The organism is Xylanibacter rarus (assembly GCF_001275135.1).
Taxonomy (GTDB): Bacteria; Bacteroidota; Bacteroidia; order Bacteroidales; family Bacteroidaceae; genus Prevotella; species Prevotella rara.
Window position 1 is genome coordinate 127,760 of the sequence record NZ_LFQU01000001.1, and the last position, 21,760, is coordinate 149,519.

Genomic DNA, 21,760 nt, shown 5'->3' on the forward strand with positions numbered 1-21,760 from the left:
CAAGTATATTTCACTGAGCAGTTGAAATCTTGGTGTGACTTTCTTAGGGAATGTAGACCACAGAAAAGAACTTTTAAAGTCTTTGTAGGGAATTTATTTTCAATATATATATCTGTTTATAGGTTACTTTCCTTAAAGGCTGGAAGAGTGTTGCCGCTTTTGCCATCTTGTCTTGTAAGAATGTTTTATCCTGCATATATTTGTTATGCTAAATATCTATTCTCACATGATAAAGCATGTTTGGCATTGTCTGGTGTCAATGTGTTAGAGACAGAAGAAACTGGGATTTCGATGGGACATACACTAAATGGTTTTAAAGCTTTTCATTCTTTCAATGGTTGTGGGGATACAGTTATGTTTAAGATGAATAAGTCTGTTCGGTTCGAAAAATTTATAATGCCAGAATATAATCCTCCATATACAAAAACTTATTCTGTATTTGAGGCATTTAATGCGCCATGTAAGAAAACAATGTTTATAGGATTCTTTTGGAAACATCTTAGTATGATGCGAGCTACTCTCATAGATCAAGCTTTAAATCTTCATAAAAACGATAAAGGTGCTTTTCTGCCGATAGGCAAATTTCGAAAATTGAGTTATTCAAAAATCATGAATCAATCTTCTGAAAATGTCTGTCCTTTGTTTCAACGTATACTTTATGCTTTCATTTATAAAGCTAACAAGCATAATCTGATAGACTATTTACAAAAAAATGGTAGTCTGAAAATAAAGAAATAATAAAAGTTTATATTACGGATAAAAGGTTGTTGATTGTTGTTGGTAAAATTTAGAATTCCAATATCGCAATATTCTGTAATCTAGCATTGATTTCTATGATTTGTATTGACAAATATGCAATGAGTGTATTATTGTGTTTTAAGATTTACGGATATATGTTTACCCAAATGTAACTGCTATAATAAAGAAGGGTTTGGACATGGAACTTTTTATCTGTTTATCAATAATAAGATATAATTTTCACTTTGACAACTTTGTTATATTGTATATTATGATTTTGTTAAAAAGATAAAAGTTCTCAATTCTTATTCGTAATGAATTAATTTAAACTTTATGTTGACAAAATCTGAATCATTACAATTAAAAGGAAGTGCTATTATAATAATGGTATTGCTCCATTTGTTTAATCGACAGGAGAATGTTGAAAAGTGTATCATTAGTATAAACTTTTTAGGAGAACCATTAGTTAGTCAGCTGGCTAAATTTGTTGAGATATGCGTTCCGCTATATTTATTTTTGAGTGGATATGGTTTGTATTTACTATTCCATAAGAATGGAAGCATTTTCCCTATCAAAAGGATTTTGAAACTATATTTTATTTTTTGGACTTGCTTTCTCGTTTTTATTCCTTTAGGATGCTTTCTTGTTCCTAAATTTTATCCTGGTGATTGGATAATTTTTATTGAAAATGTTACTGCATGGAAGACTAGTTATAATTGGGAATGGTGGTTTATTTTCCCATACATACTATTATTGCTTACTTCGAACATTCTGTTTCATTGTATAAGTCGTTGGAATTTTCTTACAAGCTTTTTGTTTTCTTGTATAGTTTATGTTATTTCATATTTGATTATATCATTATACAAACCACAGTTAGTAGAATATTTTGCATTATATAATTTCTTTGAATACTTGAGAATGTTATGCAGTTTTATGTGGGGAGCTTTGTTCGCAAAATATGATTTGTTTTACAAAATAAAGAATACAATTAAATTAAAAGGCCAATGGACTAATGTATTGATGCTTTTTATATTAGCGTGTGCATTCTTTTTAAGGGTTCTTATATCTAATCATGCTGCGAGTGTTCTCTTTATGATAGTTTTTGCATGTTGCTTTTATATGATGAAGAAGAGCCGTAATATAGAAAACTTTTTCATGTTGATGGGAAAACATTCTACAAATATTTGGCTGGTTCATACATTCTTTTGCTATTATTATTTTCATGACTTTATTTATGGGTTTAAATATCCAATTTTAATTTATATTGTAACTTTTGGATTTAGTTTTATTTCATCTGTAGTGATAAATAAAATATATCACCTGTTGTTTGGAAAAATGGATAGCTATATATTGCAACTAAAAAAATAATAAGGATGAAGGTTATTGTTAATATGGCATGTGGCCTAGCAAATCGGATGTTTCAGTATAGCTATTACCTTTTTCTGAAGCATATAGGTTACAATGTAAAAGTTGATTTTTATAATTCAGCGAAATTGGCTCATGAAAAGGTTTCATGGAATGATATTTTTCCAAAAGCTAAAATCGAGCAGGCATCATTTTTTGATGTATTAAAGTCAGGAGGCGGGTCTGATTTGTTCTCAAAAGTTCGTAGGAAATATTTACCGATTCTTTCAAGTGTCGTTAATATGCCTACTGCATTTGATGCGAATTTGCCTGATGAGAATAAAAAGTTACAATATATAATAGGTGTATTTCAAAATGCCAATATGGTTGAGGCTGTGGAAGATGATGTGAAACGTTGTTTTGCATTTCAGCCTTTTGCTGATGAGAGAAATACAAGCTTAGAAAAAGAAATGCAATCGTGTGAGTCTGTTGCCATACACGTCCGTAAAGGAAAGGATTACGCACAGCGTATTTGGTATCAGAACACATGCCCGATAGAATATTATCAGAAGGCAATCCGACTGATTTCAGAAAAGGTGAATAACCCTAAGTTATATGTTTTTACGGATAATCCTGAATGGGTGAAAGAACATTTTAAGGATTTTCCTTACACATTGGTAGAAGGAAATCCTGCTAGCGGTTGGGGAAGTCATTTTGATATGCAGCTGATGAGCGTATGTAAACATAATGTTATATCAAACAGCACATACAGTTGGTGGAGCGCGTTTCTGAATGAGCATAATGGAAAAATAGTTATAGGACCTAAGGTGTGGTTTAATCCTGACAGCTGTTCTGAATTTACATCTGAAAGAATCTTATGTAAAGACTGGCTGTCTGTATAAAATTAAATTAGAATGGAGTATAGTGTTTCTGTGATAATACCTGTCTATAATGTCGGGAAGTTTATCGAGCGTTGTGTGCGGTCACTTATGGAGCAGACAATGGATAATGTAGAATATATCTTTGTCGACGATGCTTCACCTGATAACAGTATACAGATATTGCAAAAAGTTATTGCTGATTATCCTAAACGCCGTGACAATGTGAGGATACTGACTCATGCTGAGAATAAAGGCTTGCCGGCAGCTCGCAATACAGGTCTGGCTGTAGCAACGGGAGAATATATTTTCCATTGCGATAGTGATGACTTTGTGGAAAAGGACTTGTTTTCAACTTTATATGAGACTGCATGCAATGAGAATGCTGACATAGTTTGGAGTGACTATTATATATCTTATCCAAATAATGAACGCTATCTGAAACAGCCTTCCTATGATACTCCGGAGGCAGCTTTGAAAGGTATGCTTCATGGCAGAATGAAATATAATGTATGGAACAAACTTGCCAAGCGCAGCTTGTATATTGAACATAATATAGAGTTCCCTGCAGGATATGCCATGGGTGAAGACATGACGATGATGTTTCTTTTCTCTTATGCAGAAAAGGTGGCATATGTAGGAAAGGCTCTCTATCATTATGTTTCGAACAGTTCTTCAATGACAAATGTTCCCAAACCAAAGCATCTTGTCGAACTTAAGCATAATTCAGACCGCGTGCTTTCGTTTTTGGAAAAACGTTATAATGGTACATGGCGTGAGGAAGGATACTCATTTATGCTGTTGATGAAGTGGCCTTTCCTGACAGGACATGACAGCAAGTTGTATCCTCTGTGGAAAGAATGGTGTCCTGAGGCAAATAGTCATATTTGGAAGCGTAAGGATGTTGCGTGGAGAATACGTTTTATTGAGTCTTGTGCTGCTCATGGCCAATTTTGGTTAGTCAAGCTGCACGATTGGATAGTTCTGCGTTTTCTTTATAGTTTGATGTATAAAAATTGATATTAATAAAACTAATTGTTTGTGGAATTAAATTTATTGTTGTTCAATTTGGTTCAATAGTAGATTTATTCCATTTGTTAATGAGATAAACAGAAAGTTATGAAAATAATACAAGTGTTGCTGACTCTTGTTTTAACCAGTTTTTTCTTCTTCCCTTTTTATACTACTTTTCTGCCTGCAATTAATACTAAAATGATTGTGGCTGCTTTAGGAGGAATACTGTTGTTAGTGAAGTTGGCACGAACCGGAAGCGCCCAGATAGACAAAGGCATTTTTTCAGTGTCGTTATGGGCTGCTTTGGTGTCTTTAGTCAGTCTGATGTCAATGGTGTTAAACAATACTCCGGATGACTCTTATCTTGGTTATGTCGTGTCAATGTGGGTATGGTTGTCTGCAGCTTATTTTGTAGTTAGTGCAATCAGATTCACGCATGGGTCAGTAACAATAGAACGAGTCTGTGTATATCTGATTTCTGTCGGGGTGTTGCAGTGCTTATTGGCTATTGCCGTAGATACGATACCAGCTGTTAAAGCTTTTGTAGACAGCATACTTGAAGGTGAAGGCTTTATGGGTAAAAATGAAGACCGCCTTTATGGTTTGGGGTGTGCCCTCGATGTTGCCGGAACACGATTCTCTGCATTATTGATAATGATTGCTTTTCTGTTGCCTAAGGCAGCGCAAAAGGAAAAAAGCGGATTATATCTTACATTACTCCTTACAGCATTCTGTATATTGGTTGGGATAGGAAGTATTATTGGACGAACAACAGTAGTTGGTGCCGTGTTGTCGCTTTTGTATATTTTTTATGCGCTTTGCTTCAAGAAGAATATTACAGATACAGCCCGAAATAAGTTAGTTCGCTGGATTGTATGTGGATTATGTGCAGGCCTTGTCGTTGCTGCCGGCTTGTATAATGTAAGTCCGCAATGGCGGAAATATTTTCAATTTGGCTTTGAGGGTTTCTTCAGTCTAGCAGAAACAGGACATTGGGAAGTTCATTCAAATACTCAATTGGCTGCTCAGTTTATTTTGCCTGATAATATGTGGACTTGGATAATAGGTGATGGATATATAGCTTCAACGACTATTGATCCGTATTATATCGGTAAAACATGGACAGGCTTTTACAAAGGTACGGACGTCGGATATTCACGTTTCTTATTCTATTTTGGTCTTATCGGCTTAACAACATTTTCACTTTTCTTTGTGAAAACATGTCAGGTCTGTGCTGATAGAATAAAGGAATATAGAGATATGTTTATAATATTCTTGCTGATAAATTTCATTGTGTGGTTTAAAGTTTCAACTGACATATTTGTTGTATTTGCTCCTTTCTTGTGTTTATCTGCACTAAAAAAAGAAGAATGTCAAGAATTAGTAGAACAATGAAAATCATATATTGCACCCATTCAACATACAACCCCGGCGGAATGGAGCGTGTGCTGCTGAACAAGGTAACGTATCTCTCGCAGATTTGCGGATGGGATGTTTCCATTGTAACTACAGACCAGCATCAGCGGCCGCCGTTCTATCCGTTTCCTGATAATGTTAGGATGACGGATCTGGACATAAATTATTCGGATGACAACGACAGGGGAGCATGGAGAAAGATAGTAGGATATCTGCGCAAAAGAAAGGAACATAAACGTAAGCTGGCGGAGCTGCTGAAAAGGGAGAAGGCAGACATCGTGGTGTCGCTATATCCGTCGGAATCGTCGTTTATTCCCGATATAAAGGACGGCAGCAAGAAGGTGCTTGAGCTGCATTACTGCAAGTTCTTCCGTCTGCAATACGGACGAAAGGGACTGTTGGGATGGATAGACAAATGGCGCACACGGCAGGATGAACGTATTGTAAGAAGGTTTGACAAGTTTGTTGTACTGACGAACGAAGACCGCGGTTATTGGGGCTGTCTACCGAACATAGAGGTGATACCTAACGCGGCAATGCATGTGAGCGACCGCTATTCGGATGTAACAGCGAAACGGATAACTGCCGTAGGCCGACTAGACTATCAGAAAGGTTTTGACAGACTGATACGTGCGTGGGAGATAGTTCAGCGCAACTCTTATTTTGCTGACTGGCATCTCGACATCTTCGGTCAGGGAGAATGGCAGGAGATGCTGCAGCAGATGATAGACGAAAGAAACCTGCAGGACACAATTCGGATAAACCGTCCGACAAAACAGATTGGCGATGAATATGTGCGGAGCTCGATGCTTGTGATGAGCTCCAACTATGAGGGCTTTCCGATGGTGATGATAGAGGCTATGGCCTGTGGGCTTCCTGTAGTCTCATTTGATTATAAGTGCGGCCCAAAGGACATCATCAAGGATGGTGAAAACGGTTTGCTGGTCAGAAACGGAGACATTCAGGCACTGGCAGATGCCATGATGAAGGTTATGGTTGACCAGGATTATAGAAAGAGACTATCGAAAAACGCTCTAAATGTTGTTTCCACTTATTCAGAAGAAACGGTAATGAATAAATGGATAAGCATGTTTACTTCTTTGACTGAGAGATGAAAAAGCTACTTCAGATAAATCCTGTGTTACGTGTCTCTACCTCAACGGGACGCATAATGCAGGAAATAGGCGAACTGGCCCTGCAGAACGGGTGGGAGAGTTATATCGCTTACGGAAAGGGACGCGACGGAATAAAACCCTGCAAATCGGAGATTATTCCTGTTGGCGGTATATACAGCACTCTATGGCATGGTGTTCAGACGCGTTTGTTTGACAGGCATGGCCTGGCTTCAACGCACGCAACTCATGAGTTTGTCAGACAGATAGACCGGATAAATCCGGACATAATACATATACACAACATTCATGGCTATTTCCTGAATTATCGTGTCTTGTTCGATTACCTGTCGCAGTGCGGCAAGCCTGTTGTGTGGACCGTTCACGACTGTTGGCTTTACACAGGGCATTGTTATTATTACTCTTATGCCGGATGCGACAAATGGCAGACAGGATGCGGAAATTGTCCACAACGGAAGGATTTTCCTGCAAGTCTTGTATTTGACAGAAGTAAGCGAAACTTTGAGGATAAAAAGGCAGCTTTCACATCAATGCCCAGGGACAAGTTTGTCATAGTGCCTGTTTCCGACTGGATAAGGACGGAGATGTCAAAGTCGTTTCTGAGTGAATATCGTTTCCGTGTGATTCATAACGGCATAAATACTGATATCTTTAATGTCTGTCCCGACAAAGTGGTTATTGAGAAATATGGACTGAAAGGAAAACGCATATTCTTAGGTGTGGCAAGTATATGGAGCAGAGAGAAGGGGCTGGATGATTTTATGCAATTGAGCAAACTGCTGAATGATGATGAGGTTATTGTGCTCGTAGGAATGAAAGAAGAGGAAAAGAAGAAACTTCCACGGAACATAATCGGAATAAGCAGGACCGAAAATATTCATCAGCTTGCTCAGTTGTATTCGGTTGCCGATGCCTTTGTCAATCCCACGTGGCAGGATAATTATCCAACGGTGAACTTAGAGGCTATATCATGTGGCACGCCCGTGGTGACTTATCGTACAGGAGGCAGCGTTGAGGCTGTAACAGACTCTACGGGACTTATAGTAGAACAGGGGAATGTGAAAGGACTGCTTGAGGCTGTGCGTGCCATCTGTCAGCGTGGAAAAGACTTTTATCAAAAATCATGCAGGCAATATGCCCTTCAGAATTTCAAGAAGGAAGAACGCTATGCCGATTATTTTTGTTTATACGAGGAATTGATGAATACTTAAAAACCAGATCGGTTTAAAGGGTTTAAGTATACCGTTTTTACAGCTTATTCAGATATTTATTTTCTCCGTTTTATTTCCTTTTGGTGTATGTCTTGCATGTCTTGCTGCACCTTGGATAAAACGGACAGAAGTTTATTTTGCGTAAACTGATGAAACGACTGAACTCTTTTCTTGAGTGACCGGTGAAAAATAATTTACTATGAATACACTGAAAAACTGTCAAGAAGACCTGGTGTCATTGACAAAGAGAGAAAAGTCAGTTGTCCAACGCCGGCTGGCTTTACATAAGAAATATGAGGAGGCGGTGAAGCTATATGCCGAAACGGACAAACCTTTGAAAGAAATTGCAGAAATCTGTAATGTTTCTGTAGGTGGATTAGGCAGTTATCTGCGGCGTTACTGGCGTGAACTGGTCTTTAGACACCACGGAATATCTGTGAATAACAGCAGTTTGCAGAATGTGAAAATAATAGAGACGGGAAAGCAGAACATTAATGCCCACATGAAGTATAAGGATGCTGTAGCTGCATGTGATTCATTGACATTTATTGACCTGAACATTTCTCAAATTGCACGCAAGTATGGTCTGGATGCAACAGCTATGGCCAATTTTATGCGTATACATTATCATGACACATTAGTGTGGCGCGAGAAAGTGCGCAAGCAGCTTGGAATAAATGACAATACGGCTCATGGCGCCCGTAAGAAGTGCATCAAGCAATATGCAGAGGCTGTGAGAATGTATAAAGAGACAGACATGACAATGTCGGAGATTGCCGAGGCGTGCAAGGTTTCGCTCAGCGGCTTCAGTCAGCATATGAGATTTTATCATAGCGACATCCTCAAGCAGAAACGGCAGCGGCGTAAAGTGGCAGAGGCAACCAAGACTTTTGGCAAACTGACAGGCAACGGAAGAATGTATAAGCCTGCTCCTGCAACGGAAAAGAAATATGCAGAGGCTTTAGACTTATATAAAAACACAACGATGACCATGAAAGACATTGCGAAGCATGTCGGCGTTTCGTCAGAAGGCTTCCGGTCTTATTTGCATAAATGGCATAAGAACTTGGTTCTTGAACGTTTGGGCGTTGCAGGCGATGTAGATGAAAATATCGATTTGCGTAAGGCGAAAAGACGTTTAAAGACCGTGGCTGTGAAATATGAAGGCGCAATAGAGAGCCTCAGGCAAAATCCTCGTCCGATAGCTAAGGTTGCCGTTGAATTTGGCTTCCGGCCGGATGTCTTCAGAGAATATTTGAATAAGCATGAGCCGGAGCTGGCAGCCAGACAGGGTATGACGTGTTCTGCATCAGGAAAGAAAATATCCCGAAGGAGTGAGGAAAAATATTTCGTCGCGATGAAACTGTATGAAACAACGCCGGAAAGTCTGAAATCTATTTCCAAACGGCTGGGCTTGACATATAATAGTCTTGGAGGCTATATCCGGCGTAATTATCCGGAAGTGATTAGTCGTCATCGTGATTTACTTTGACGTATGTTTGTTACCAATCAAATTAACTGAACTTAAATTAAGCAGACGCTGATTCTGCTTTTCGGCAAATGTCGAAAGAGAAACTTATATGATTAACAATAATTTTAGAGTATTACAGTTGGGTAAGTTTTACCCGATATGTGGTGGTGTGGAAAAAGTCGCATACGACCTGATGTCTGGATTGTCGGAGCAGAATGTGTATTGTGATATGATGTGTGCCGCCACAAATGGTGAAAGTAGAACTATTTCTGTGAATGAGCATGCAAAAGTCATCTGTTGCCATACGTTGGCGAAGATAGCTGCCACGATGATTTCTCCTGCAATGATTTTTGCGTTAAAGAAAGTACAAGACCAATATGATATTATACATGTGCACCATCCTGACCCGATGGCCTGCCTGGCTTTGCTGTTGTCTGGATATAAAGGTAAGGTCGTACTGCATTGGCACAGCGATATTCAGAAACAAAGGATATTGCTGAGATTATATTCTCCGTTACAAAAATGGCTGATAAGAAGGGCTGATAAGATTGTCGGCACGTCACCGGTATATTTGTCTGAATCTCCGTTCTTACGGAAAGTGCAGCACAAGACAGTGTGTCTGCCCATAGGCGTCGACCCTATGTGTCCGGATGCTGCCGGTGTAAGGAAGATAAAAGACAGATATAAAGGAAAGAAGATTATTTTTTCTTTAGGACGTCTGGTAACCTATAAGGGTTACGAATTCCTTATTGCGGCAACAAAATATCTTAAAGACAATTACATGATACTTATCGGCGGTACGGGTGCTTTACGCGAGAAGTTGCAGGAAGAGATAAACTCAATGCATTTGCGTGGAAAAGTCAAGCTGCTAGGACACGTAAGCGACGAGGAACTGCCTTCATATTATGGAGCCTGCGACGTGTTTTGCTTGAGCAGCGTGCAGAAGACAGAAGCTTTCGGCATTGTTCAGATTGAGGCGATGTCATGCGGAAAGCCTGTTGTTGCTACAAAAATTCCTCATTCGGGAGTGTCTTGGGTAAATGCACACGAAGAGTCTGGCATCAATGTCGTTCCCGGTGATGCTTATGCCTTGGCAAAGGCTATTGAGGCCATAGCCGAGAATGGTGCCGCTTACGACAGATACTCAGAAGGAGCCTTAAACAGATACCAAAAGCTATTTACTAAAGAGAAAATGATAGCTAAATGCAAAGAACTTTACGACGGATTAATGAAAGAAACTAAACAATAACTGAAAAACTAATAACCATGAATGATAAAAATAATTGTCAGCACAAGAAAATGTCACTTGGGGCATGTATGTTAAAACGTATTTTTGATGTAATATGCAGTCTTGGAGGCTTGATAGTTACATCGCCTGCTTTTTTGATAATATATTTCTTTATAAAACGTGAAGATGGTGGTCCGGCTATTTTTAAACAGGAGCGTGTCGGATATGGAGGCTTGCCGTTCACGTTGTATAAGTTTCGCTCAATGAACGTCATGTCTGAGGCAGACGGAAAGCCTGCCTTATGCCAGAAAAACGACATGAGACTTACGAAGGTCGGCAACTTCTTGCGTGTACATCATTTAGACGAACTCCCCCAGTTGTGGAATGTCCTAAAAGGAGACATGAGCTTTGTGGGGCCGCGTCCGGAGCGTAAATACTTTGTCGACCAGATAAGGGCTATCAACCCTGACTACGAACTACTCTATCAGCTAAGGCCGGGACTTTTCTCTCCGGCTACATTATACAACGGATATACAGATACGATGGAAAAGATGCTTGAGCGTCTCAGAATGGATCTTAAGTATCTGCGTGAACGTTCATTATGGCTGGATTTAAAGATAATCATACTTACAGTGTCATCGATAATATCTGGAAAGAAATTCTAAATATATTAATGTAATGAATAAAATGGTATTGAACCCTAAAGCAGGGGTTAAACTTAGGAAAGTTGGCAATCAGTATATGATTGTTGAGGCTAATGAAGAAAATGCAAACATGAGCGATGTCTACAGCTTGAACCATACGGCTGCGCTTTTGTGGCAGCAAGTGGAGAAAGGCGGCACCACTCCGGATATGTTGGCTGATTATTTATGCGAGAATTTTGAGATAGACAAAGAAGTGGCAATTAATGACATAGAACGGCAGATGGCCGAGTGGAAGTCTTTTGGCTTGTTGCTTTGAATTTTATATTTGAATGGAGATAAAACAGGACGGCGCCCGACAAGAAAAGCTGCGAAACGTGCTGCTCTTGCTTGTTAGACTGGGGCTGTGGGGCGACCGGGAGGAACACAATACAAGGTTAAATCTTACAGAAGAAGATTGGAACGATGTGTTTCGCCTTGCCATGCAGCACACTGTAACGGGACTTGCATTTCATGGAGTTTCGCATTTGCCTGATAGTCAAATTCCGCCGCAGTCTCTTCTTGTGAGATGGATGGCAGAGACTGATGCCGTTGAGCGCCGAAATAGGAAAATGAATGGCGTACTTGGCCAGCTTTATAACATATTTCATGAGAAAGGCCTTAATCCTATATTGCAAAAAGGACAAGGCGTGGCCAATTATTACGAGAGTCCGCTGTTGAGGGTATGTGGTGATATCGACCTGTATTTCAATAATAAGAAGGCATGGGACGATGCCTTGGACTTCTTGCGAAAAAACAATATAACGTTTGTGAAACAGGCAGATGAGGGCATATCATACAGATGGCAAGGTGTTGACATAGAGCATCATAGCCGCTTGTTTGATTTATATAATCCTTTTCTGCAAGGTTTTGTTCGCAAGTTAGAAGGTCAAAAAGGATACCGGCATACTGCATTGTCAACATATCCGTCGGTCATAGTAACAACGCCGTCTCCATTTTTGGATATATTGTTGCAAAGCCTGCATATCTTGAAGCATTCTGTCAGCCGCGGTATCGGACTCAGGCAGATGTGCGACATGGCTCGATCATGCTATAAGCTGCATGGAGAAATAGATTCAGAAGAGATGAAGGCTGTATGCAAGAAAATAGGACTCCACAGATGGTGTCCGTTGTTGCATACTTTCCTGATAGATTATCTTGGCCTTCCTAAAGACTGTCTTCCTTATGAAGACACAGCGCCGTCGGCAGCTCCTCTTGCTGAAATCGTATGGCGTGGAGGTAATTTTGGACAGTATGACAGTATGCTTGTTTATGAATCTGTTGCTTACAGGCGCAAATTAAATACAATACGTTCATTCATGCGTAATATGCATTTTGCTTCATACTATGCACCAAAGGAAACTTTTTGGTATTTCGTTCAACTGTTGAAGGGACAATTTAAATGACAGCTACTTATTATTTCCGGGTGGCAGGCTTTCCTTTTTCCGTCTCCTTGCCAGGGGCGTGTGATATTGAAGAGCTCCTCCCGTCATTCTTTCCTTTTTATGAGACAAGTATTGGTGCTGAAGAGCCTTTGTTCCGGTTCTTTGCCGTGCCTTTGAGCCAGCTGCCTTGTTCAGAGACAAAGGAGCTGATAGACGAGACAGACAATGACATGGGGCACCTTGTTCTATACGCCTTGTCAGACGGCTATTATATAGAAATCATCAATAACGGTCATTTGCACAGAATGTTTGCCAAGTCTGATTTTTCATCAGTAGAGGCACACATACAGTGGGATGACGTTAATGCCGGAAATGCTCTCTCGTCTCTTATCCGTGTGGCATACGCTCAGGCTATATTGCGCCACGATGCCGTTTCGATACATGCCTCGGCTGTCTTCTGTAACGGACAGGCATATTTGTTCTTGGGAAAAAGCGGAACAGGCAAGAGCACACATTCAGCTCTTTGGATTGAGAACATTCCTGGCACGGAACTGTTGAACGACGACAATCCTACTATAAGGATTCTGAACGGTAAGGCATATGCCTACGGCTCTCCGTGGAGCGGCAAGACGGCATGCTATAAAAATGTTTCTTTCCCCGTGGGCGGCATGGTGCGCTTGAATCAGGCACCTGAAAATTCGTTTCAGCTGCAGGAAGGAGCCGATGCCTTTGTAGCACTTTATCCCGGCTGCTCTTTTATTGCCAGAGACGAGCACCTACGCAACAGCCTGTATGACACGTTGACCGTATTGGCCGGAAGCGTAACGGTTGGTACTCTTGACTGTCTTCCTGACAAAGATGCAGCACTAATGTGTAATAGAGAACTTACAAGAAAACAATAAAAACAGATAAATCAAATAAAAAAATGAGCAAAAACTTTTTATGGGCAAGTTTGCTTGCCGTATTGATTCTTACGTCTTGCGCGTCACGAAAAAGTTTCGTTTACCTGCAAGACATGCAGATGGGTACAAAATATCCCATTGAGACAAAGTATGAAGCCGTTATCCATGATGATGACAGGCTTAGTATAACAGTCAGCAGTAAAAATCCTGAGTTGGCAATTCCTTTCAACATCAACGGCGGAGCTGTTCAGGTGGGAACAGACGGAAATGTTTCTGCCGCAGCTTCAGGTGGAGCCAAGCAGATGGGCTATCGTGTGGATGTCGACGGCAACATTGATTTCCCCATCCTTGGCAAGATACATGTATCCGGCATGACGGTCAATGCAGCCAAGCAGCTGATAAGAGACAAAATTATTGCCGGAAATTACATCAGTGATCCTATCGTGTCAATAGAGTTTCTCAATTTCAAGTACACGGTATTGGGTGCCGTAGGACACAACGGCACATTCACAGCCAACGGCGACCGTGTTACGCTTATTGAGGCCATAGCTAATGCCGGCGACCTTACCGCCAAGGCGCAGACCAATCGCGTGGCTGTCATCAGAGAAGTCAACGGCGACAGGCAGATGTTCATGCACGACCTTACAAGCAAGGACATCTTTGAGTCACCCTGTTTTTATCTTCAGCAGAATGATATCGTATATGTAGAGCCTAAGTACCGCAAGAAGGACACTGAAGACCGCGGCTGGCAGATCGGTACAACCATACTTTCTGCAATTACGGCAGTTTGTTCAATCTTATGGGCTATTAAGTAAAAAACATCATCTAATAAAGTTTTATGCAAACTAATAATTCTCCCAAGAACGAGCAGAGCGTCAATTTGGTTGACCTGTTCGTTTACTTAGCCTCAAAGTGGAAATGGTTCTTGGTTTCCATTGTTGTATGCGTCGGGATCGCATGGTATAAGTATGCCCGTGCGCCTTTTGTATATTTCCGTTCGGCTACAATTATTATCAAAGACCCTTCAAACAAGACAGCAACGTCAGGATTGGACCGCTTTGATAATATCATCAACAAGACCAACGTGGCCAATGAGATTCTTCAGTTCCGCTCCAAGCGGCTGATGCAGGAGGTGGTAAAGCGTGTGCATGCAGATGTCAGCTATCAGATTGACGATGGACTCCGTACCAACGAGCTCTACACGCAGTCGCCTATGCTTGTGCGCTTCCTTGATGTCATGCCGGAGCATAGCATCAGCCTTGTGATGACGCCAAAGGACAGAAACACCGTCGTGCTGTCTGATATATCCGGATTTGACGCCAAGCCGAGCTACACCCTTCACATGAACGACACTGTGACGCTGGCAAAGGGCGTTCGCGTAGTGGCAACCCGCACCAACTATTATAATGCTTCGTGGATAGACCAGCCAATCCATGTGCACAAGCGTCCGCTCAACTCTGTCGTAAACTATTACAGGTCAGTGTTCGGCATTCAGCAGGAAGATGAAGAATCGTCTATACTCACCCTCTCGCTGAAGGACAATTCGGCCACACGTGCAGAGGATGTGCTGAACATGCTTATCACGGTTTACAATGAAGAGGCAATCAAGGACAAAAACCAGGTGGCTGTAAACACCGCCAACTTTATCAGTGAGCGTCTGATCATCATCGAGAACGAACTCGGCAACGTTGAGTCAAGCCTCGAGTCGTACAAGCAGCGCAACCAGGTTGTTGACATCTCGTCTTCGGCAAATATGTATATGAACGAGTCGCAGAAATACAATGCCGATGCTCTGGAACTTGAAACGCAGTTGCGTCTTGCTCACTTTATCAAGGACTATCTGACCAATCCTACTAAGGAAACCGACCTCATCCCGGCTAACACCGGTATCGGAGACATGAATATCGAAAATCAGATAAGCTTATATAATAACACTAAACTTAAGCGCGACAGGCTTATAGACGACAGCAGCGAGAACAACCCGGTGGTGCAGGAGCTGAACAACTCGTTGCGTGCGATGAAGCAGAACATCATACGTGCCGTTGACAATATGATTGTAAGCCTGAACGTGAAACGCAACGATGCCCAAAACCGCGAGATGAGGGCACAGAACCGCGTAACGTCTATTCCGCGTAAGGAGCGTCAGATCCTTTCTATCGAGCGTCAGCAGAAAATCAAGGAAGCCCTGTATCTGTTCTTGCTGAACAAGCGCGAGGAGAACGCTCTCTCTCAGGCTATGGCCGACAACAATGCGCGCGTCATCGACAGCGCCGACGGTAGCGGCGCGCCTATAGCTCCGCAGCGCAACCGCATCATCCTGCTTGGACTGCTCGTCGGTATAGCTCTTCCCGGCGTAGGCTGCCTGCTCGTGCTCTTTATGGACACACGCGTTCACGGACGTAAAGATGTTGAAAAGGTTATTAGCGTGCCTTTCCTCGGTGAGATACCGATGGACAAGGAGACAGACCGCAGTCAGCACGGCTATCAGCTGATAAAGCCCGATGACGACAGCGTCGTGTCAGAAGCTTTCCGCATTTTGCGTACCAACATGTCGTTCATGTCGAAGAAAGACCACCCGACTCAGGTCATCACCTTTACCTCGTTTAACGAAGGTGCCGGCAAGACGTTCATCTCTTGTAACCTTGCCATGAGTTTTGTCTTCGCAAAGAAAAAGGTGGTGATGGTCGACCTCGATATACGTAAGGCCACGCTGAGCTGCCATTTTGGCGACCATCGTAATGGTGTTACCAATTATCTGGCTGACCCGACAGTGGCGTTGGACGACATCATACGCCATCAAGACTCTTTCGACCTTATTCCTTCAGGCGAAATTGCTCCAAACCCTGCCGAGCTGCTTATGGACGAGCGTCTCGACCAGATGATGGCAGAGCTGCGTAAGCGTTATGACATAATCATTGCCGACAACGTGCCTATGGGTATCATTGCCGACGCAAGCATCGTCAACCGTATAGCCGACCTGACAATCTTTGTTGTGCGTGCCGGCAAACTCGACCGCAGACAGCTTCCTGACATCGAGGCTCTTTATGAGGACAAGAAGCTCAAGAACATGGCCTTGGTGCTCAACGGCGTAGATCCTGACCGTCGCGGTTATGGCTATGGTTACGGATACGGCTATGGCTACGGTTATGGTTACGGCAAGCATGGGAAAAAGAAAAAATGAGATCTTAAAACTATAGTTTAATTATTAAAAATTTTATTGCAATGAAAAAAGAACAGAAAGAAAAGTATGAGTCTCCGTCAACACGGAAGACTCAGGTAAACCTGGAAAACGGGTTTATGACGGCTTCGATATTCGAAGACGATAACAATCAAGACGACGGAGTGAGTATTACTGGGCATGAAGTCGGAAACACTGGAACTTATACAGATTGGGACACCGATTTGAATAATAGTACACAACGGACTTGGAGTAATTAATTAAAAAAATCAGTTATGAAAAAAATTGTATATTATTTATGTGCAGCCGTAATGATTGCTTTTAGCGGTTGTCAGGACGATATCGTCGATAATCCAGTGGTTCCTGCACAAACTGGTGAGGAAATCATGTTTGGCTCGGAACTTACGAATATTGGCACTCGTACAATATATGGTGACAATCCTGTGGACGGAGCATATCCTGTATATTGGGAAGATGGAGACCAGGTTGCAATTTATTGCCCTCAGGCAGCTCAGGGAAAGTTGGTTAATTATAAAATTACACCGGCAACAGACAATGCTTCTCATTCATCTGCAGTAACGAAAGTAAATACCGACGAAGCTGGTTTGCAATGGGGAACAGAAGAAGTACATAAGTTTTATGGATTCTACCCTGCAAGTGCCGTTACTGGTACAGAGGATGGTAAAATAGTAGGAGAGATACCTACTGTTCAGGATCCCGTAAGTTGGAAAAAAACATCTAATACCGATGGAGGTACAACCTATACAGGTGTTGCCAACACTGACTATGCTTTTATGTGGGCTTATGGTGCTCATAATAAAAAGGATGGTGGCGATGTTGCCTTGATATTCCATCCATGGGTTACCATTCTTGATATTGAAATAAACGGACCTGCGAATGATGGTGAGAAGATCAAGATGTCTTCAGTACAGGTTCGTTCTCTAAATAACGAAGTGTTGAATGGTAAGTTTATTTGTGACATGAATCCTGTTGAAGAAGACCCGTCTAAAGCTCCTACCTATACAGGTCTTGAGAATTTGGCTTCAACACGTAACCAGATTTCTATCGAATTGTATGATAAGGAGACAAAAGATTTTATCACGCTGGGACGTGGCGACAAAATTGTGGTTAGAGCTTATTTGCTTCCTTCTGATGATGATTATGATACAGGTGGAACCGGTGCAGACCATTCTCAGCTTCAGATACGTGTAGCACCTTTTAATTCTGCAGTGCTTACCCGTACGTTGAATGGTGGTTCGGAAAATGCTTCTGGTATTGTGGCCCACAAAATTAATAGGGTTGTTCTTCCGTCTGTAAGTAAGGCTGGTCCAAACTATTGGATGTCTTCTCTTGATCCGGATATCTTTGTTACAGAGCTTTCTCTTCCGGGAAGTAAGATGTCATATCAGACTATTGCTAACGGTGCAAGTGTGCCTTATCAGGGACTGTCTATTGCAGATCAGTTTACAAATGGTATCCGTGCTTTCCAGATACAAACAGCAAGTACAAATACGGGTGGAAACTTAGGTGGTGCGACTGCAGCTGATCAGGTGCTTTATATGACTGTTGCAGGAAATAAAACAGGAACACGTTTCAAGGATATTGTTAAGGAAATTGCAGAAGGCTTGCAAACAGCAGAAGAAGCAGGTAAGAAAAACGAGTACGCCTTCATCCTTCTGACGGCAGCGTTGGGCGAATGTGATTCATATAGTCATATGAATGGCATTTTTGATTGGGAAACTGTTGATGGTAATCGGGCATGGATGGATGCTATCCGGCAAGAACTGTCTGAAATGACAGCAGAAAATGGTACATACAGAATTTATACAGGTGAAATAACACCTAATACCACTATTGCTGATGTTGCCGGACATATTATTATTAAGGTGAACTACAATACAGACGCTATGGGTAATCACCTGTCTACTACTGACAAAATACCAGCTATGTTTGCCCAATGGGGAACTCTTGATGATGTAAGTACAGACTTTACAGAGACTAATGCTTATGCTATTAATACGCTTCGTTGGGGTACATCAAATCATAGTGTTAATTCTAATCTGCAGTGGTTCTATCACGAGGCTACCAGCGTAGGTTATAATAATAATGGTGGTGAGGAGACTTATGATCAGAAAACGGGTAATATTGAGGATATGTGGAATAGGAGTATTCAATATTACAAAAACAGCAATGACCATAGCATGTGGTTCTTGAACGACCTTGGTGGATGTTATGTAAATGGTGGATATGACAGTGGTGAATCGGAGAGAGGTGTAAATGCATGGACACAGGTGGTTGGTCCGTATGCGACAAACTTACTTCAGAATAGAAATGAAGATGCTACATTGGGAATTGTTCTTATGAACTATGCAGATCCTAATGATGAATATACCGGTAACCTGATTCAGACCATCATCAACAACAACTTCAACTTCCAACTGCGTAAAAAATCAGCCACTACGACAAATTACAATGCCACTTATTCAAATGGCGGAAATGCCGTTGGTTGGGATAAGTAATCACTATTTGACAATGAAACTTTCGCTGAAAGACTCAGCGAAAGTTCATTGTTGAAAAATGTATCATATAAGATAAATGAGTTATCCTATACGAAAATACGCGGCATTAGTAATTGTGTTAGCCTGCTTTGTTTCATGCCAGGACGAGTCTTTGCTCGGCGGCGACGCTGCCGGCAACGTTAAGATTCTTGCACGCATGAGCGGCTCAACACCTACGCGTACTTGTGTTGACGGAGTTACGACAGACGGTTCGGTGGGCATATTGTGGTCGCCGGGCGACCGTATCGGCGTGTATGGAAGCGCCGGAACGTCAAACGCCTTGTTCGTATCTTCAAATACGAGTGCCGCGCCTGAAGCTGTCTTTGCAGGCAATCTGAAGCAGGGCGAATCTCCCTCTTACGCCTACTATCCCTATGACGAAGGCAACTCTTCGTCGGATGTCTCGGCTATTAAAGGAAACCTGAAGCTTGTTCAGGCATACAACATGGCCGACGGAACGTTAGAGGCCGACTATAAAGTAGGCAAGCCAACGTTTTCATCAGCTGATGGCGGACAATATGAGTTCTCGTTCGAGCATCTGTTTTCCCTTATAAGGTTCAGCATCAACGCCACGGGTACTCTTCTCGAAGGCGATAATCTTGAAAGCATCATCCTGACCTTGCCCGACGGGCGCAGGCTCGGCGGCGAGTTTACGTTCGACGCAGCTTCGAAGGCTGTGACATGGACAGGTGCTGCCGACGGGGTGAACCAGCTGACCATGAAATGGAGCGATGCTCCGGCGCTTACGAGCGGACAGGAGCTGACGGGATATATGACCTGTGCCCCTGACATACATCAGAACGACGATATAAAAATCACCATTCTGACACATCAGTACAAGGCAGAGTTCACCCGCCGTTCGCTTGCAGACTTCGCTGCTAACACATGCTACACGTTCCCGCTGACGCTTGCCAACTATTCTGATATGGTTGTAACCAAGCGTCCTGTGTTCAAGAGTTTCTCATTCGATGTAAGTGCCAACGAAGGCAAAATTCTTGGCACCAAACTGGTGTATGAGAACGGAAAGACACAGCCTGTGGATAATACGGCAGAGGTGATGACGGTAGGTACTGACAGCGTTACCGGCTGCATACCTTATCTGTTTGACTTCAAGCTGAAGCCCACGTTCACCATACCTGAAGGCATGACCGTAACAGTGGACGGAAAAGCACAGACGAGCGGAGCCGACGAGCAGGACTTCAGCAAGCCGGTGACATATGTCGTGTCTAACGGCGAGGAAGACCGCGCCTATGTTGTTGAGGTTACAAACACCGGGCTGCCGGTGGCTGTGCTTGAGCAGGAAGGCGGCTGCGTCTATTGGGATGAGGCCGGCATAAATGTGCGCGCTAAGAGTGAAGACTGGAGCGAAACCGACCATTTTACGCTATACAATGCAGATGGAACGGTAGATGTGAAAACTGCTTTATGCGGTTCGCGCCTTCGCGGCAACTCCACGCAGAACTTCCCGAAACTTCCTTTTGCGCTTAAATTCAAAGATAAAGTGGGTATACAGGGACTGCCTACCGACAAGCGCTGGGAGCTGCTTGCCAACTGGATGGACCGCACTTCGCTGCGCAATGCTGTTGCTCTCGACATAGCTCATCGCACGGCCAGTGCACATACAGACGGCCTGGGATGGAGTCCTAATGGTGTGAATGTGGAACTGGTTATCAACGGACGTCATGTGGGAAACTATTTTCTGTGTGAGAAAGTGAAGATTGATGCCGACCGCGTGAATATCAAGGACTGCTATGAGGACGTTGTGGACGGTGGCAACGAGAATCCTTCTGTTGCCGACTGCGGTTATCTGCTTGAGTTCGACGACGCTATGGATGAGGTCAACTGTTTCCGTACAGACCGCGGACTGCCTGTCATGTTTAAGGATGAAGTGCCGGAAAACGGAACGCTGTTTAATGCCATAAAAGATAAGATTGAGACAATTGAGCAGAATCTGGAAAACGGCAACTACTCTGAAGCCTACAAGCAGCTGGACATCAACTCCGTCATTGACTATTTCTTTGTGCAGGAACTTACGTTCAACGATGAATACAAGCATCCTAAGAGCGTATATATGTACATCGACGGCGAGGATAAGTTGACAGCAGGCCCGGTGTGGGACTTCGACTGGCAGACGTTTATCATTCCGGATCAGGTGCGTGCCTACGGCGGAACTTACGACTGCCGTAACACGGACGAGTGGCTGTATGGAGCTTCGGCGTTGGCCGAAAAACAGTGGCCATGGGGAAATCCTGATTATGTCAACGACAAGCCCTATATGTGGTATCCGCTTCTGTTTAAAGACCCGACGTTCAGAAGTAGCTTACAGACACGCTGGACGGCTGTTTATGCAGCCCTGCAGGCTGTAGTGGCAGAGATAGACCGGCTGGCACTTCAGAATCGTCTTTCAGATAAGTTCAACTCGGCAATGTGGCCTACCACACGCACTCTGAAAAACGAGTGTGGCGCTGCGTTCAACGGTGATGAGGATATGACCTTCGACCAGGCAATACAGTCGATGAAGAAGGCATATACAGACCGTCTGAACTGGATGAACGCGCAGATAATAAGTGGAAGTTTCGTGACAGACGCAGACTAATGAAAATATCTAACGAATAAAAATTCAT

18 protein-coding genes are annotated in these 21,760 nt (G+C 42.6%); all 18 read left to right on the top strand.

Translation table 11 applies throughout. The features are described from left to right. Window positions 1-21: 21 nt before the first annotated feature. The 18 genes from ACU52_RS00590 (at window position 22) to ACU52_RS00675 (ending at window position 21,732) form a co-directional block, all read left to right on the top strand. Window positions 22-738 (top strand): hypothetical protein, encoded by a 717-nt coding sequence (locus ACU52_RS00590; protein ID WP_147630721.1) that lies wholly within the window; start codon window positions 22-24, stop codon window positions 736-738. A 333-nt stretch (window positions 739-1,071) separates the two neighbouring features. Then, window positions 1,072-2,106 (top strand): acyltransferase family protein, encoded by a 1,035-nt coding sequence (locus tag ACU52_RS00595; RefSeq protein WP_082335094.1) that lies wholly within the window; start codon window positions 1,072-1,074, stop codon window positions 2,104-2,106. 5 nt (window positions 2,107-2,111) lie between these two features. Then, on the top strand, window positions 2,112-2,984 hold the full coding sequence (locus ACU52_RS00600; protein WP_053397357.1) for an alpha-1,2-fucosyltransferase: 873 nt from the start codon (window positions 2,112-2,114) through the stop codon (window positions 2,982-2,984). 12 nt (window positions 2,985-2,996) lie between these two features. Further along, window positions 2,997-3,980: a glycosyltransferase family 2 protein gene (locus tag ACU52_RS00605; protein ID WP_053397358.1), complete on the top strand. Its 984-nt coding sequence runs from the start codon at window positions 2,997-2,999 to the stop codon at window positions 3,978-3,980. Window positions 3,981-4,079: 99 nt separating this feature from the next. Beyond that, the gene (locus tag ACU52_RS00610) at window positions 4,080-5,369 is read left to right on the top strand and encodes a hypothetical protein (protein WP_053397359.1); all 1,290 of its coding nucleotides are present in this window, start codon (window positions 4,080-4,082) and stop codon (window positions 5,367-5,369) included. Further along, window positions 5,366-6,505 (top strand): glycosyltransferase family 4 protein, encoded by a 1,140-nt coding sequence (locus tag ACU52_RS00615; RefSeq protein ID WP_053397360.1) that lies wholly within the window; start codon window positions 5,366-5,368, stop codon window positions 6,503-6,505. The genes ACU52_RS00610 and ACU52_RS00615 overlap by 4 nt, the downstream gene beginning before the upstream one ends. Further along, window positions 6,502-7,734, top strand: coding sequence for a glycosyltransferase (locus ACU52_RS00620; protein ID WP_053397361.1), 1,233 nt, complete (start codon window positions 6,502-6,504; stop codon window positions 7,732-7,734). The genes ACU52_RS00615 and ACU52_RS00620 overlap by 4 nt, the downstream gene beginning before the upstream one ends. A gap of 199 nt (window positions 7,735-7,933) precedes the next feature. Then, window positions 7,934-9,226 (top strand): glutamine synthetase, encoded by a 1,293-nt coding sequence (locus ACU52_RS00625; protein ID WP_239684844.1) that lies wholly within the window; start codon window positions 7,934-7,936, stop codon window positions 9,224-9,226. An 88-nt stretch (window positions 9,227-9,314) separates the two neighbouring features. After that, window positions 9,315-10,454 carry a glycosyltransferase gene (locus tag ACU52_RS00630; protein ID WP_053397362.1) on the top strand — a complete coding sequence of 380 codons (1,140 nt, stop codon included), beginning with the start codon at window positions 9,315-9,317 and terminating at the stop codon, window positions 10,452-10,454. A gap of 50 nt (window positions 10,455-10,504) precedes the next feature. Further along, window positions 10,505-11,098: a sugar transferase gene (locus ACU52_RS00635; protein WP_125105579.1), complete on the top strand. Its 594-nt coding sequence runs from the start codon at window positions 10,505-10,507 to the stop codon at window positions 11,096-11,098. Window positions 11,099-11,111: 13 nt separating this feature from the next. Continuing rightward, window positions 11,112-11,393 (top strand): PqqD family protein, encoded by a 282-nt coding sequence (locus ACU52_RS00640; RefSeq protein ID WP_021855290.1) that lies wholly within the window; start codon window positions 11,112-11,114, stop codon window positions 11,391-11,393. Between the two features lie 13 nt (window positions 11,394-11,406). Continuing rightward, window positions 11,407-12,519, top strand: coding sequence for a nucleotidyltransferase domain-containing protein (locus ACU52_RS00645; RefSeq protein WP_053397363.1), 1,113 nt, complete (start codon window positions 11,407-11,409; stop codon window positions 12,517-12,519). Then, window positions 12,516-13,400, top strand: a complete 885-nt coding sequence (locus ACU52_RS00650) for a hypothetical protein (RefSeq protein ID WP_053397364.1) — start codon at window positions 12,516-12,518, stop codon at window positions 13,398-13,400. Before ACU52_RS00645 ends, ACU52_RS00650 begins: the two co-directional genes overlap by 4 nt. Window positions 13,401-13,423: 23 nt before the next feature. Beyond that, window positions 13,424-14,215, top strand: a complete 792-nt coding sequence (locus ACU52_RS00655) for a polysaccharide biosynthesis/export family protein (protein ID WP_021855293.1) — start codon at window positions 13,424-13,426, stop codon at window positions 14,213-14,215. Window positions 14,216-14,238: 23 nt separating this feature from the next. Continuing rightward, window positions 14,239-16,581, top strand: coding sequence for a GumC family protein (locus ACU52_RS00660; RefSeq protein WP_053397365.1), 2,343 nt, complete (start codon window positions 14,239-14,241; stop codon window positions 16,579-16,581). 41 nt (window positions 16,582-16,622) lie between these two features. Then, window positions 16,623-16,838: a hypothetical protein gene (locus ACU52_RS00665; RefSeq protein ID WP_053397366.1), complete on the top strand. Its 216-nt coding sequence runs from the start codon at window positions 16,623-16,625 to the stop codon at window positions 16,836-16,838. 15 nt (window positions 16,839-16,853) lie between these two features. Further along, window positions 16,854-19,097: a hypothetical protein gene (locus ACU52_RS00670; RefSeq protein WP_147630722.1), complete on the top strand. Its 2,244-nt coding sequence runs from the start codon at window positions 16,854-16,856 to the stop codon at window positions 19,095-19,097. A gap of 76 nt (window positions 19,098-19,173) precedes the next feature. Beyond that, window positions 19,174-21,732: a CotH kinase family protein gene (locus ACU52_RS00675; protein ID WP_082335095.1), complete on the top strand. Its 2,559-nt coding sequence runs from the start codon at window positions 19,174-19,176 to the stop codon at window positions 21,730-21,732. The last annotated feature ends 28 nt before the right edge of the window (window positions 21,733-21,760 follow it).